Annotated in this window: 10 protein-coding genes; 5 read left to right on the top strand and 5 right to left on the bottom strand. The window is 62.9% G+C overall.

Annotation, left to right across the window (positions count from 1 at the left end):
• Nucleotides 1–20: 20 nt before the first annotated feature.
• Complete coding sequence (locus tag AC1DX4_RS15410) at nt 21–920, top strand: DMT family transporter (protein WP_477221134.1); 900 nt, start codon at nt 21–23, stop codon at nt 918–920.
• A gap of 89 nt (nt 921–1,009) precedes the next feature.
• On the opposite strand, the gene AC1DX4_RS15405 is transcribed toward AC1DX4_RS15410, so the two are convergent.
• Together AC1DX4_RS15405 and parC are read right to left on the bottom strand one after the other, a co-directional pair.
• Nucleotides 1,010–2,224 (bottom strand): AI-2E family transporter, encoded by a 1,215-nt coding sequence (locus AC1DX4_RS15405; RefSeq protein ID WP_477221133.1) that lies wholly within the window; start codon nt 2,222–2,224, stop codon nt 1,010–1,012.
• Nucleotides 2,225–2,464: 240 nt separating this feature from the next.
• On the bottom strand, nt 2,465–4,717 hold the full coding sequence (gene parC, locus AC1DX4_RS15400) for a DNA topoisomerase IV subunit A (RefSeq protein WP_477221132.1): 2,253 nt from the start codon (nt 4,715–4,717) through the stop codon (nt 2,465–2,467).
• 338 nt (nt 4,718–5,055) lie between these two features.
• Between parC and AC1DX4_RS15395 the strand changes: the two genes are divergently transcribed.
• Nucleotides 5,056–6,246 (top strand): hypothetical protein, encoded by a 1,191-nt coding sequence (locus tag AC1DX4_RS15395; RefSeq protein ID WP_477221131.1) that lies wholly within the window; start codon nt 5,056–5,058, stop codon nt 6,244–6,246.
• Between the two features lie 117 nt (nt 6,247–6,363).
• Here the strand turns inward: AC1DX4_RS15395 and aspS are convergent, their stop codons facing one another.
• Both aspS and AC1DX4_RS15385 read right to left on the bottom strand, forming a co-directional pair.
• Nucleotides 6,364–8,154, bottom strand: coding sequence for an aspartate--tRNA ligase (gene aspS / locus AC1DX4_RS15390; protein ID WP_477221457.1), 1,791 nt, complete (start codon nt 8,152–8,154; stop codon nt 6,364–6,366).
• A gap of 138 nt (nt 8,155–8,292) precedes the next feature.
• Complete coding sequence (locus AC1DX4_RS15385; protein WP_477221130.1) at nt 8,293–9,051, bottom strand: DeoR/GlpR family DNA-binding transcription regulator; 759 nt, start codon at nt 9,049–9,051, stop codon at nt 8,293–8,295.
• Nucleotides 9,052–9,180: 129 nt separating this feature from the next.
• Here AC1DX4_RS15385 and AC1DX4_RS15380 point away from each other — a divergent pair, with 129 nt between their 5' ends.
• The 3 genes from AC1DX4_RS15380 to rnd all read left to right on the top strand — a co-directional run bounded on the left by AC1DX4_RS15380 (nt 9,181) and on the right by rnd (nt 13,108).
• Nucleotides 9,181–10,413, top strand: a complete 1,233-nt coding sequence (locus AC1DX4_RS15380) for an MFS transporter (protein ID WP_477221129.1) — start codon at nt 9,181–9,183, stop codon at nt 10,411–10,413.
• A gap of 223 nt (nt 10,414–10,636) precedes the next feature.
• Complete coding sequence (locus tag AC1DX4_RS15375) at nt 10,637–11,881, top strand: MFS transporter (RefSeq protein WP_477221128.1); 1,245 nt, start codon at nt 10,637–10,639, stop codon at nt 11,879–11,881.
• 75 nt (nt 11,882–11,956) lie between these two features.
• Nucleotides 11,957–13,108 carry a ribonuclease D gene (gene rnd, locus AC1DX4_RS15370; protein ID WP_477221127.1) on the top strand — a complete coding sequence of 384 codons (1,152 nt, stop codon included), beginning with the start codon at nt 11,957–11,959 and terminating at the stop codon, nt 13,106–13,108.
• A gap of 50 nt (nt 13,109–13,158) precedes the next feature.
• Here rnd and AC1DX4_RS15365 read toward each other — a convergent pair whose 3' ends face one another.
• On the bottom strand, nt 13,159–13,578 hold the full coding sequence (locus AC1DX4_RS15365; RefSeq protein ID WP_477221126.1) for an MAPEG family protein: 420 nt from the start codon (nt 13,576–13,578) through the stop codon (nt 13,159–13,161).
• Nucleotides 13,579–13,634: the final 56 nt, after the last annotated feature.

Raw genomic sequence — 13,634 nt, 5'->3', positions numbered from 1 at the left:
TTCATTGCGAAAGTTCCTGCATGTCCTCTCACCATGATCACCAGAAGGGTCTCTTGATAACCGCCATCGGCGGACTGACGCTGACTGTCGACATACCGTTGATCCGCCTCGCCGACGGTGGCGCATGGACGATCATGCTGCTGCGCACCGGCACCACATTCGTCGCGGCGATGATCATTTGGTCGGTCTGGCGGGCGCTCAGCCGCAACGCCCCGCCGCTCATCCCCGGCTGGTCCGGCCTGATCGTCGCGATCTGCTATGGGCTGACAGGGATCACCTTCGTGACCGCCGTCTATCACACCTCGACCGCCGACCTGGTGTTCATCCTGGCCTTCAACACCGTGTTCGCGGGCTTGCTGTCCTGGCTATTCCTCAGGGAAAGGCCGCAGCTGGTGACGATTATCGCCATGTCGATCATGATCCTCGGCGTGCTGGTCATCGTCGGCGGGTCGGTCGGCACCGGCAAGCTGTTCGGCGACTTCATGGCGCTTTGCTCTGCCTTCTTCGTAGCCGTGGCCATCACCATCTCGCGCGCGAGCGGCAAGGACATGGGCTTCACTTCGCTGGTCGGCGTCATTCTGCCGCTCGCGGTTGCAGCCTTCATGGTGTCATCAGGCGAAGGCTTTCACGTGAACGCGCCCTGGTGGATCATCTTCAACGGCGCCGTCATCATGCCGATCTCGTTCTTCTGCCTCGCCGCCGGGCCGAAATACATTTCGGGGCCGGAAGTGGCGATGTTCTACCTGCTCGAAACCGTGCTGGCGCCGGTCTGGGTATGGATGATCTTTGCCGAGGCGCCGACCCGCAACAGCCTGATCGGCGGCGCGATCCTGATCGTCACGCTGGTCGCTCATTCGCTCTGGCAGCTGCATGACGGGCGCAAGCGCCGGCCCGATCTCGCGGTGCACCATCCGGTCTAGAACGGTTCACCGTTTCAAGGAAACGGCGAGCCGCTCTAGAAAACCGCTTCACACTCTTCCTGGAATTGCTTCAGAACAAGCTTTCGGAATCAGGCGCTGGCTTTCTTCGCCGCGCCAGTTTCCGGCAGGATCTCGATCTGCGGACCGGCTTCGATTTCGGCAGCCGAGCCGGTGGCCATCTCGTCGACCAGTTCCACCTCGCGCAGCCATTCGCGCCAGATAGCGACGAGCAGCGCCATCAGCACCGGGCCGATGAACAGACCGAGAAAACCCATGGTCTTGACGCCGCCGATCAGGCCGAAAAAGGTCGGCAGGAAAGGCAGCTTTATCGGCCCGCCGACCAGTTTCGGGCGCAGCGTCTTGTCGACGATGAACAGCTCGACCGCTCCCCAAAGGAACAGCGCCAGGCCGGTCATGGGCGAGCCGCTGGCGGCGAGGTAGATCGAGACAAGGGTGAAGGACAGGGGCGCGCCGCCGGGAATGAGCGCCATGACGCCGGTCAGGGCGCCGAGCGTCACCGGCGACGGCACGCCGGCCAGCCAGTAGGCAATGCCCAGTACCAGCCCCTCGCCGATGGCGATGACGGTCATGCCGGTCACCGTCGAGGAAATCGTCGCCGGCACGACGCGCGAAATCCGCTCCCATCTCGTCGGCAGGATGCGCTCGCCGAGGCGGTCGACCTGGCCGGCAAAATGCTCGCCATCGCGATAGGCGAAGAACAGCGCGATCATCATGAACAGCAGCGTCAGAAGCAGCCCGAAAGCACTGCCACCGGCGGCGAGCACGCCGCGATAGATGCTGCCGATGTTGGCGCCGCTGACCAACTGGATCAGTTCCCCGATGCCGCCGGGGTGGCCGATATTGGTCGTCCACTGATCGTTCAGCCACTCGCCCACGACAGGCAGCGTGGCGATCCAGTGCGGCGTGGTGGCACCATGCCGATTGGTCTCGATCGCCCAGCCGACCCATTCGCGCACCTCGTTGATGGCATAGGTGCCGGCGAGTGCGATCGGGATGACGAGGAAGGCCAGGATGAACAGGATGGCAAAGGTCGCGGCGATGGTGCGGTTGCCGCCGACGGCAACAAGCAGACGCCGGTAGAGCGGCCAGCTGGCAAAGGCGATGACGAGCGCGGCCAGCACCGGGAACAGGAAGCCATGGAAGAAATAGACGCCGGCGGCGACGATCAGCACCAGCAGCCAGCGCGCCGCCGACAGCGGCGGAATGACAGCTGAGCGCAGCGGCGTCGACAGGCCGAACAGGCGCTGGTGACGCTCCGGTTTCTGGATTTTGGATTCCTTCAAACGCCCGTGTCTCCCAAACGCCCCTCCCCGTTATGCACTGATATAGTGCAGCAATCGTGACGATACTCCAACTGGTTGGATATCTCCCCCCTCGAGGGGAAATGGCCGGCAGGCCAGAGGGGGTCGCCTCGCGTAAAGCGCTAGCCTTCTTCTGTTTGAAGTAGGAGGTCGCGTCCGGTCGAACCGACCCCCTCTGTCGCCTTTGGCGGCATCTCCCCCTCGAGGGGGGAGAGCAAGCCGCTACCCGAACTTCCCAGTCCTCGGGAAACCCTTCGGCACCATTCGCCCTGCCGAGGCCCGGGCGCCGATCCATTCGGCCAGTTCCTCGCGCGACCTCGTAAAGGTGCGGTCGGCCGAATCCTGCCAGGACAGGCCGGTTTCCAAGGTGAACGGCTTGAGATCGAGCAGGCCGCCATCCTTGTATTTCTGCAGCCGCACACCCTTGCCGCGGCCCATCTCGGGAATTTCGGAGAGCGCGAACACCAGCATTTTGCGGTTCTCGCCGACGATGGCCAGGTGATCGCCACTGACCGGGATGCAGCGTTTGGCTTCGTCCGGCGCCTTGACGTTCATCACCTGCTTGCCCTTGCGGGTGTTGGCGACAACCTCTTCCTCCGGCACGATGAAGCCGTTTGCGTCATAGGAGGCCAGGAGCAGCTTGCGCTTGGGATCGTGGACGAAGGCGGTGACGATGTCCTGGTCATTGTCCATGTCGACGATGATGCGGATCGGCTCGCCATGGCCACGCCCACCCGGCAGCCGGTCGGCGCCAATGGTGTAGAACTTGCCGCCGGTGGTGAAGACCAGCACCTTGTCGGTCGTCTGGGCATGGAAGGCGAGCTTGAGGCTGTCGCCTTCCTTGAAGGTCAGCGTCGACAGATCGGCCAGATGGCCCTTCATCGCCCGCAGCCAGCCCTTTTCCGAAACGACGACAGTCACCGGCTCGCGCTCGATCATGGCGTGGGCGATGTCTGTCAAATCGTGCTCGGGCGCGTCGGCGAACTGGGTGCGGCGCTTGCCGAGTTCGGTCTCGGGGCCGAACTTGTCGCGGATGCTGGTGACTTCCCACTTGATCGTCGCCCATTGCTTGGCATCGGATGCCAGCAGCGCCTCGATCTGCTTCTTCTCCGTGGTGAGGCCATCGAATTCCTTGCGGATCTCGAATTCTTCCAGCTTGCGCAAAGCGCGCAGCCGCATGTTGAGGATGGCTTCGGCCTGGGTATCGGTGAGCGACCAGCGCGCCATCATCACCTGCTTGGGCTCATCCTCCTCACGGATGATCCTGATCACCTCGTCGATGTTGAGATAGGCGATCAGGTAGCCGGCCAGGATCTCCAGCCGTCTTTCGATCTCGCCCAGGCGATGTTTCGAGCGGCGGATCAGGACGTCGCGGCGGTGGTCGAGCCATTCCTGCAGCACGCCCTTCAGCGACAGCACGTTGGGCACCTTGCCGCGCGACAGCACATTCATGTTGAGCGGGAAACGGCTTTCAAGCTCGGTCAGCTTGAACAGCGATTCCATCAAGATGCCGGGATCGACAGAGCGGCTCTTGGGCACCAGCACGACGCGGACGTCCTCGGCGCTTTCGTCCCTGATGTCCTCGAGCAGCGGTAGTTTGCGCGCCATCAACAGCTCGGCGATCTTCTCGATCAGCCGCGCCTTCTGCACGCCATAGGGAATTTCGGTGACGACGATGCTCCAGGTGCCCCTGCCCTGGTCCTCCTGCATCCACTTCGAGCGCACGCGAAAACCGCCGCGACCGGTCTCATAGGCTTCAAGAATGGAGGCGCGGCTGTCGACGATGATGCCGCCAGTCGGGAAATCCGGACCCTGGACGAAATCCATCAACTTGGCCACCGGTGCGTCCCGATGCTCGATCAGATGCAGTGCCGCGTCGCAAAGTTCGGCCGCGTTGTGCGGCGGGATCGAAGTCGCCATGCCGACCGCGATGCCGGACGAACCGTTTGCAAGCAGGTTCGGGAAGGCGCCGGGGAGCACCACCGGCTCCTCGTCCTCTTCATTGTAGGTCGGCCGGTAGTCGACGGCGTCCTCGGTGATGCCGGCAAGCAGTTCGGTCGCCACGTCGGTCATGCGCGCTTCGGTGTAGCGCATGGCGGCGGCGTTATCGCCGTCGATGTTGCCGAAATTGCCCTGCCCGTCGACCAGCGGATAGCGCATCGAGAAATCCTGCGCCAACCGCACCAGCGCGTCATAGATCGACTGGTCGCCATGCGGATGGAACTTGCCCATCACCTCGCCGACGATACGGGCGCATTTGGCGAAACCCTGGTCGGGATTGAGGCGCAGCAGGCGCATGGCGTGCATGATGCGGCGGTGGACCGGCTTCAGTCCGTCGCGAACATCGGGCAGCGCCCGGTGCATGATGGTCGACAACGCATAGGCAAGGTAGCGCTCTTCCAGCGCCTTCTTCAGATCGACCGGTTCGATGTGATCGCCACCGCCATCTTGAGGCGGCAAAACCCTTTTTGCCATGGGCTGGGACTAGCCGAGCGGGTGATTCGCGGCAAGAGGCGCATGTCGCGCGGAAGGACCTGCGCGCTGTTCTGCAACAGGAAACCGCAAGGTCGAGCTTGCCGGCCAACATCAACCTGTTACATGCCACATCTATTGCGAAGCACGATAACGCTCGACGGCCCGACCTTCATGCCAAATTCACTGCATTCTCCAATAGCATACGGTTCGGGTTTGCCTTTCACTGCGATTTTTGACCATTGTGCCGGGACATGCCTTTTTCCCGTCCAGTTCGTCACGGAATGGTGATGGCGCGAAGAATTGAAAAACAATTTCAGGACACTCTCAGGGACCTTGCGATGACAATCAAACGCTCAACTCTCCGGAAATTCGCTCTTTCGACCTTCTTGTTCACACTGCCGCTGAATGCGGCCCTTGCCCAGGACGCGGCGGTTGCCGACCGTCTGAAGGCGGCGCTGGCCGCCCAGGGCGTCGATATCTCCTGGACCGGCGTGACCGGCGACAACACCAGCATGGTGCTGCAAGGCGTTGCCATCAAGCCGGCGGCGGAAAAGGAAGCCCTCACCATCGGTGACGTCAAGCTTGAGGGTGTGACCGCCGCCAATGGCGGCTTCGACATCGGCACGGTGTCGACCTCGGCCTTCGAGCATAGCAAGGACGGCGTCACCCTCAATCTCAGCCCCTTCGTCATCCACGACATGACGGTTCCGGCCGACGGCGCTACTGGCCCGCTCGGTGCGCTGATGATCTACAAGTCCGCCGAACTCTCGAACATGACGGTCAAGGTTGCCGACAAGACCGCATTCTCGATGGACGGGCTTGCCATCAAGATCACACCGCCCGCCGACGGCAAGGCGATGGAATTCACCGGCACCACCGAAAAGTTCAATGCCGACCTGACGCTGGTCGACGATCCCAAGTCGAAGGAAGTCATCGACGCGCTCGGCTACCAGAACATCGCGGGCAATTTCGAGATAGCCGGCACCTGGCAGCCTTCGGATGGCAAGATGGAACTGTCGAAGTACGACATCTCCGTCGAGAATGCCGGCACGCTGGGCATGACCTTCGACCTCGGCGGCTACACGATGGACTTCGTCAAGTCGCTGCAGGAAATGCAGAAGAAGATGGCCGCGCAGCCGGAAGGCGCCGACAATTCGGCGCAAGGCATGGCCATGCTCGGCCTGTTGCAGCAGCTTTCGTTCAACAGCGCGTCGATCCGCTTCGACGACGATTCGCTGACCGGCAAGGTGCTGGACTATGTCGGCAAGCAGCAAGGCATGTCGGCCAAGGACATCGCCAACCAGGCCAAAGCGATCGTGCCCTTCGGCATGTCGCAGCTCAACAATCCGGAGCTGACGGCCGAAGTGACTGCCTCGGTCAGCAAGTACCTCGACGATCCGAAGAGCCTCGAAGTCTCGGCCGAGCCGCCGGCATCGGTGCCGTTCGCTCTGATCATGGCGGGCGCGATGTCCAACCCGCTCGACCTGCCGAAGACGCTCGGCGTCCATGTCAAGGCCAACGAAGACTGATCGAACGGCCTCAAGATACGAAAAAAGCCCGGCAGCGATGCCGGGCTTTTTTGTTGGATTATCGAATCGAGAGAATCGGTTCGGACGGTTCTTTAAAGTGTCGTCAGAAGCTTGCGATCAGACGTCCTTCTTGGTCGGCGCGACACGCAACGCCAGTTCGCGAAGCTGCTGCGGCGAGGCTTCCGAGGGCGCGTTCATCAACAAATCGTAGGCCTGCTGGTTCATCGGGAACATGGTGATCTCGCGCAGATTCTTGGCGCCAACCAGCAGCATGACGACGCGGTCGACGCCGGCCGCCATGCCGCCATGCGGCGGCGCGCCATACTGGAAGGCGCGGTAGAGGCCGCCAAAGCGCTCCTCCACCGTCGCACGGTCGAGCCCGACCGTCTCGAACGCCTTGACCATTGTTTCGGGCAGATGGTTGCGGATGCCGCCTGAGGCGATCTCGAAGCCGTTGCAGACCATGTCGTACTGGAACGCCTTGATGCCGAGCAGATCCTCGCCGTTCAGCGCATCGATGCCACCCTGCGGCATCGAGAACGGATTGTGAGCGAAGTCGATCTTCTTCTCCTCCTCGTTCCATTCGAAGAACGGGAAGTCGACGATCCAGCACAATTCGAAGCGCTCGCGGTCGACAAGGTTCAGTTCCTCGCCAGCGCGCGTGCGCGCCGCACCGGCAAAGGAAACGAACTTCTTCGGATCACCGGCGACAAAGAAGGCAGCGTCACCATCGGCAAGGCCGAGCTGCTGGCGGATCGCCTCGGTGCGCTCCTCGCCGATATTCTTGGCGAGCGGGCCGGCGCCTTCGAGCTTGTCGCCCTCCTTGCGCCAGAAGATGTAGCCCAGCCCTGGCTGACCCTCGCCCTGCGCCCAGGAATTCATGCGGTCGCAGAAGGCACGGCTGCCGCCGGTCTTGGCCGGAATGCCCCACACCTCGGCCTTCGGGTCGTTGGCCAGGATGTTGGCGAAGACCTTGAAGCCGGAATCGCGGAAATGATCGGAGACGGCCTGCATCTCGATCGGGTTGCGCAGGTCGGGCTTGTCGGAACCGTATTTGCGCATGGCGACATCATAGGGAATGCGCTGGAAGTGCTGCGTCACCGGCTTGCCGTTGGCGAACGCTTCGAACACGCCGCGCATCACCGGTTCCATGGTCGACAGCACGTCGTCCTGTTCGACGAAGCTCATTTCGAGGTCGAGCTGGTAGAATTCGCCAGGCAGACGGTCGGCGCGCGGATCCTCGTCGCGGAAGCAGGGCGCGATCTGGAAATAGCGGTCGAAGCCCGACACCATGATCAGCTGCTTGTATTGCTGCGGCGCCTGCGGCAGCGCGTAGAAGGTGCCGGGATGGATGCGCGACGGCACCAGGAAGTCGCGCGCGCCTTCCGGCGACGACGCGGTGAGGATCGGTGTCGAGAATTCGGTGAAACCGACCTCGCCCATGCGCCTGCGCATTTCGGCGATGATTTTTGTCCGAGCAATGATGTTCTTGTGCAGCGTCTCGCGGCGCAGGTCGAGGAAACGGTACTTCAGCCGGATATCCTCGGGATAGTCCGGCTCGCCGAACACCGGCAGCGGCAATTCCTTGGCCGCAGACAGCACCTCGATCTCACGGGCGAAAATCTCGATCTCACCGGTCGGCAAATTGGCATTCGTGGTCTCGGGCAAGCGCGCCTTGACCTCGCCGTCGACGCGGATGACCCACTCGCCGCGCACGGTCTCGGCAACCTTGAAGGCCGGCGAATCCGGATCGGCGACGATCTGGGTCAGACCATAATTGTCGCGCAAATCGATGAACAGCAGGCCGCCATGGTCGCGCACGCGATGCACCCAGCCCGACAGGCGAACGGAAGAGCCGACATCGCTCTTTCTCAACTGGGCACAGGTATGGCTGCGGTAACGGTGCATGGTCATTGCTGAAGTCCGGGGTGCTGGGTTGCGGCCGAAGCATCAAAGCCCGGCCCAAAATTTGCGCGAAAAGCGCATGGGAGGCCGGATTTGTCAAGGCAAGCGGGCGATCCCGATGCCCGGCATGCCACTGAGCGTTCAGGCGAAGTGGATTTCAGCACCCTGGCGTTCGAAATCGGCGAGGATTGCGGCCGGCGCCGTCTTTTCGACCACCAGATGGCGGATCGCTTCGGCCCCGGCGACGCGATAGGGTGCCGCGGTGGCCAGCTTGTCGTTGGTGACGGCGATGACGATGCCGGCGCTGTTCCTGGCCATGGCCCGCTTGACTTCGGCCTCGGCCGAATCGAATGCCGTCACACCGCGTGCGACATCCAGGCCGCACGAGCCAAGGAAAAACAGATCGGCGCCAAGCTGCGCAATGGCGGCCAGCGTGTCGGCTCCGACGCAGGTTCCGAGGTCGCGGACGAACCTGCCGCCGAGCACGATCAGTTCGACCAATGGATGGACGGACAGCGCCGAGGCAACACCGAGCGAATTGGTGGCGATGGTCAGTTCGAGGTCGTGCGGAATGGCCTTGGCGATGGCGGCGTTGGTGCTGCCGCCGTCGATGAACAGGGTCTGTTTGCTGGAGAGCAACGCCACGGCCGCGCTCGCCAGCCGCGCCTTCTCCTCGACCGCATGGCCGCCGCGCAGACCGATGGGAGCCGCGGCAAAGGGCGCCGCCGCAACCGCGCCACCATAGACCCGGCGGCATTGCCCGGCTTTCGCCAGCTCCCTGAGGTCGCGGCGCACCGTGTCCTCCGAAACACCGAAGCGGCTCGCCAGCTCGCCGGCCAGCACACTCCCCTCCGCCGCGAGGCGGTCGCGTATAAGCTGGTGCCGTTGATCGGTCAGCATTGCCCGATTCCTATTTCGCCTGATCTTATTTCTCTTTGCACGTTCTTGCATGTTCTGCACGTTTGTGCAAGGAGTGATCGACCAGGCTGCCTGACAAGCGAGCCTCACCCTTCCTTTGAAAGCACCGCGATGAGCTTTGGCCTCAACCTTGCCCCGCAACACCGCGTCTATGCCGGGTTCGCGATCTATTCCTTCGCCATGGGCAACATCTTTCCGCGGCTACCCGACATCAAGCACGCCATGGGCATCGGCGACGGCACGCTCGGTCTCAGCCTGATCGGAACGCCGGTCGGTACCTTGACGGCGCTGACGCTGGCGACGCCGCTGCTGGAGCGCGTCGGCTTCCGCCGCGCGCTGCTTGCCCTGGTCCCGCTGCTGGCGCTTGCCTATGCCATCGCTGTGCACGCGCCGGGGCCGCTGGCGCTGTTCCTGATGCTCTTTCCCGTCGGCCTGATGATCGGCAGCGTCGAGATCATGCTCAATGTCGAGGCCGACCGGACCGAATTCCTGGTCAAGCGCCGCATCATGAACCGCGCGCATTCGTTCTGGAGCATGGGTTTTTTCGGCGCCGGCCTGTTTGGCGCGGCGCTGGCGCATCTCGGCGTCTCGCCGCAGCTGCATCTGGCGCTGATCGTGCCGATCGTCGCGATCTCGATGGCGCTGTTCCTGGGCGGCTACCAGCCGTCGCCGAGCCGTTTTGCCGGCACCGGCGAGAAGGCGCCCGTGCTGGCAAGACCGACATTGCCCATCCTCGTCCTTGTCGCGGTGACGCTCTCGGCGATGCTGATGGAAGGCGCCAGCATCGATTGGTCGGCAATCTATATGCGCACCGTGTTCGAGTCAGGCCCCTTCGTCGCCGGCTTCACCGTGGCGCTGTTTGCCTTTTCCCAGGCAACCACACGCTTCTTCGCCGACAGTTTCGTCGACCGCCATTCGCCAAGCGGCGTGGCGCGGGTGCTACTGGTGATGATGGCGGCCGGCGTGCTGATTGTCTTTTTCTCGCCCATGCCATTCGTTTCCATGCTGGGCTTTGCACTTCTGGGGATCGGCACCAGCGCCCTCTTCCCGCTGGCGATCTCGGCCGCCGCCCAGCGTACGGATCGGCCGGCGGCGATCAATGTCGCGGCGCTGTCGCAGATTTCCTTCGTCGCCTTCCTGCTCGGCCCGCCGCTGCTCGGCTTCGTCTCCGACCATTGGGGCATCCGCTCGGCCTTTGGCATCGGCATCCCGTTCATCGTCCTCAGCCTCCTGACGGCAGGATCGCTTGGCCGGCGGCCGGCCGCTGGCAAGCCTGTCGCGCCGGCGGATGAGCTGCTCAAACCGGCGCGGGACAAGATCCTGGCGCGGGCGGCAAAAGGGTGAATGGCGTCTCCACCGCCGCGGACAGGACGGACGGGCAGTTAAGATCGCGTCACGAAACTGACGTTGGCAGGGGGCCACACGGACCCGACGCCCGCTCCAAACCAGGCAATGCGGCGGGGGCGCTGCAGAACCACGATTGATCCTGCGGAACGGCAATTGCCGCTGGCATTGACCAGAGCAATGGTTCAAATAGGGGATCACCGATACGTGATCGCCTTTTTTCATGTCCTCCATCCGTCCGCTGATCCCGCTTCTTCTCGCCGCAGGCATCCTGCTCGGCGGCAATGGGCTGCAAAGCACGCTGATTGCGCTGCGCGGCGCGCAGGAAGGGTTTCCGGCCTCGTCCATCGGCCTGATGGGCACTTTCTACTTCGCCGGCTTCCTGCTCGGCTGCCTCGCCATCACCCGCATCATGAAGGCGGTCGGCCATATCAGGGCGTTTTCAGCGCTTGCCGCGATCGCCTCGGTCGGCACCTTGCTGCTGGTGCTGGTCCTCGATCCGGTGATGTGGTGCGCGGTCCGCTTTGCCGGCGGCTTTTGCTTCGCCGGGCTGTTCACCATCGTCGAGAGCTGGCTGAATTCCGGCGTCACCAACAAGGACCGCGCTCGCGTGCTGGCGATCTACCGGATGGTCGACACCGGGTCGGTGACATCAGCCCAGTTCCTCATCCCGGTCTTCGGCGCCGGCGGCTTCACCATCTTCGCCATCATGTCGATCATGATCACCTTGTCGCTGGTGCCGGTCTCGCTCGGCGACCGTTCCAACCCGACGCCGCCGGAGGAGGTCAAGCTCGACCTGGCGCGCGTCTGGCGGATTTCGCCGCTCGGCTGTTTCGGCTGTATTGCCGTCGGCGTCACCAACAGCGCGTTTCGCACGCTATCGCCGGTCTATGCCGAGCAGATCGGCATGTCGGTCGCCGACGTCGTCACCTTCGTCAGCGTCGGTATCTTCGGCGGCGCCATCATCCAGTATCCGCTCGGCTACCTGTCCGACCGCTGGGACCGGCGCCGGGTGCTGTTGATAACGACCTGCTGCGCAATGCTTTCAGCCTTGGCGCTGGTGTTCATCGCCGGCAGCAATCCGCTGCTCAACTTCATCATCATCTTCATCTTCGGCTGCTTCGCCATGCCGCTCTATTCGCTGTCGGCGGCGCATTCCAACGACCGCGCCGACACAGGCGAGTTCGTGCTGATCAACGCGGCGCTGATGCTGTTCTATTCCTTCGGCGCCATTGGCGGCCCGTTCGCCGCCTCGACAGTGATGCAGTATTTCGGGCCGAGCGCGCTGTTCGTGTTCAGCGCCGTCGTCTATGCGATCTTCATCGCCGTCATCGTCTACCGCATGCGGGCCAGGTCGGGCGTGCCGGCGGGCAAACGCGGCCGCTTTATCGCGCTGTTGCGCACCTCGACCGTTTTCGCGCGGCTGGCCAGACGAAATGGCGATCCAGACGGCCCGCCAGGGCCTTAACGATGGCTCCACAGCTTGACGAAAGCGTTTCCGGCTGAAATCTAGGAAGACTTTACTCCTGCCAAAAGCGATTTGATGCACGTCATCACCACCCAGAAAGAACTCGAGACCGTTCTCGCCGCTTTCGAAAAGTCGGATTTCGTCACCGTCGACACCGAATTCATCCGCGAAACGACCTTCTGGCCAATCCTGTGCCTGATCCAGATGGCGTCGCCTGGCGTGACGGCGCTGATCGATCCGCTGTCGCCTGACATCGACCTGGCGCCCTTCTTCAAGCTGATGGCCAATGAGGCGGTGGTCAAAGTCTTCCATGCCGCAAGGCAAGACATCGAAATCATCGTCCATCTCGGCGATCTGGTTCCGCACCCGGTGTTCGATACGCAGGTCGCGGCGATGGTCTGCGGCTTTGGCGACAGCGTTTCTTACGACCAGCTCGTGCAACGCATAACCGGCGCGCGGCTCGACAAGTCGTCGCGCTTCACCGATTGGCGCCACCGGCCGCTGTCCGACAAGCAGCTCGATTACGCGCTGGCCGACGTCACCCATCTGATCGAGGTCTATCAGCACCTCAGCGCCGAGCTGGAGCGGGAAAACCGCGCCCATTGGCTGAACGAAGAGATGGATGTGCTGACCTCGCGCGAGACCTACGATCCGCATCCCGAAGACGCCTGGAAGCGGCTGAAGATGCGGCTGCGCAAGCCGCAGGAACTGGCGATCGTGCAGACCGTGGCGGCATGGCGCGAGCGCGAGGCGCGCGAGCGCGACGTACCGCGCGGCCGTGTGCTCAAGGACGACGCGATCTACGAAGTGGCGCAGCAGGCACCACGCGACGCGGCGGCCCTTGCCAAGCTGCGCACCACGCCAAAGGGCTGGGAGCGCTCCTCGACGGCAACGGCCCTGCTTGGGGCAGTCAATACAGCACTTGCCTTGCCCAAGGAGGAGATGCCGAAACTGCCGAAGAATTTTCAGCCGCCGGAAGGCTCAAGCGCGGCGGCCGAATTGTTGAAAGTCCTGCTGCGGATCGTCGCCGAAAAGCAGGGCGTGGCTTCGAAAGTTCTGGCTTCCAGCGACGACATCGACCGCATCGCGGCCGAGGGCGAGGATGCCGATGTGCCGGCGCTGCAAGGCTGGCGGCGCGCCGTGTTCGGCGAAGCAGCACTGAAGCTGGTGCGCGGCGAGATCGGCATTAAGTTCGACAAGCGCAAGATCGCGGTGTTCGATTTGTAGAACGAACGGACTTCCCTTCTCCCCTTGGGGAGAAGGAAGAAACGCTCGGCTCAGACCACCCCGAGCAGATGCAGCGTGAACCAGATCCAGGCCAGCGCCAGCACCACAGCACCTGCGAAGAACGAACGGCTGCGCAGCCGCAGATTGTTGCTGGTCAGGTGGACCCAGGCGTGGAAATAGCGCGTCAGGACGAAAATCCACACCAGCGCCAAGGTCAGATAATTGACGCCGTTGGTGACGTGGAGCGTCAGGCACAGCACGTAGAAAAGCACCGGCAGTTCGAACTGGTTGCAGAGATTGGCGGCAACGGTGACGCTGGATGCAGGCTCGGTCGAACGCGCCTTGAACTGGCCGACCTTGGCCTCGCCTGACTTCACCGCGACGAAGCGGCGCCGACCCATCACGACGTAAACGATGTAGACCAGCAGAACTTGCGCCAGAACGGGCCAGAAGATCGCGGTCTGGTTCATGACATGTCCCCTGCCCTGTCCGGCATCAAGCCTAGAGTGTTTCACCGTTTCACGGA

This window comes from Mesorhizobium sp. P3_A8, from assembly GCF_056402995.1.
Note: the sequence above shows the minus strand (reverse complement) of the source record. Positions and strands in the feature narration are given on the sequence as shown.

Bases quoted from the DNA above. Each gene is read 5' to 3' on its own strand.
- aspS (WP_477221457.1), bottom strand. From the start codon at position 8,154: ATGCACCGTTACCGCAGCCATACCTGTGCCCAGTTGAGAAAGAGCGAT.
- rnd (WP_477221127.1), top strand. From the start codon at position 11,957: ATGCACGTCATCACCACCCAGAAAGAACTCGAGACCGTTCTCGCCGCT.
- parC (WP_477221132.1), bottom strand. From the start codon at position 4,717: ATGGCAAAAAGGGTTTTGCCGCCTCAAGATGGCGGTGGCGATCACATC.
- AC1DX4_RS15380 (WP_477221129.1), top strand. From the start codon at position 9,181: ATGAGCTTTGGCCTCAACCTTGCCCCGCAACACCGCGTCTATGCCGGG.
- AC1DX4_RS15365 (WP_477221126.1), bottom strand. From the start codon at position 13,578: ATGAACCAGACCGCGATCTTCTGGCCCGTTCTGGCGCAAGTTCTGCTG.
- AC1DX4_RS15375 (WP_477221128.1), top strand. From the start codon at position 10,637: ATGTCCTCCATCCGTCCGCTGATCCCGCTTCTTCTCGCCGCAGGCATC.
- AC1DX4_RS15385 (WP_477221130.1), bottom strand. From the start codon at position 9,051: ATGCTGACCGATCAACGGCACCAGCTTATACGCGACCGCCTCGCGGCG.
- AC1DX4_RS15410 (WP_477221134.1), top strand. From the start codon at position 21: ATGTCCTCTCACCATGATCACCAGAAGGGTCTCTTGATAACCGCCATC.
- AC1DX4_RS15395 (WP_477221131.1), top strand. From the start codon at position 5,056: ATGACAATCAAACGCTCAACTCTCCGGAAATTCGCTCTTTCGACCTTC.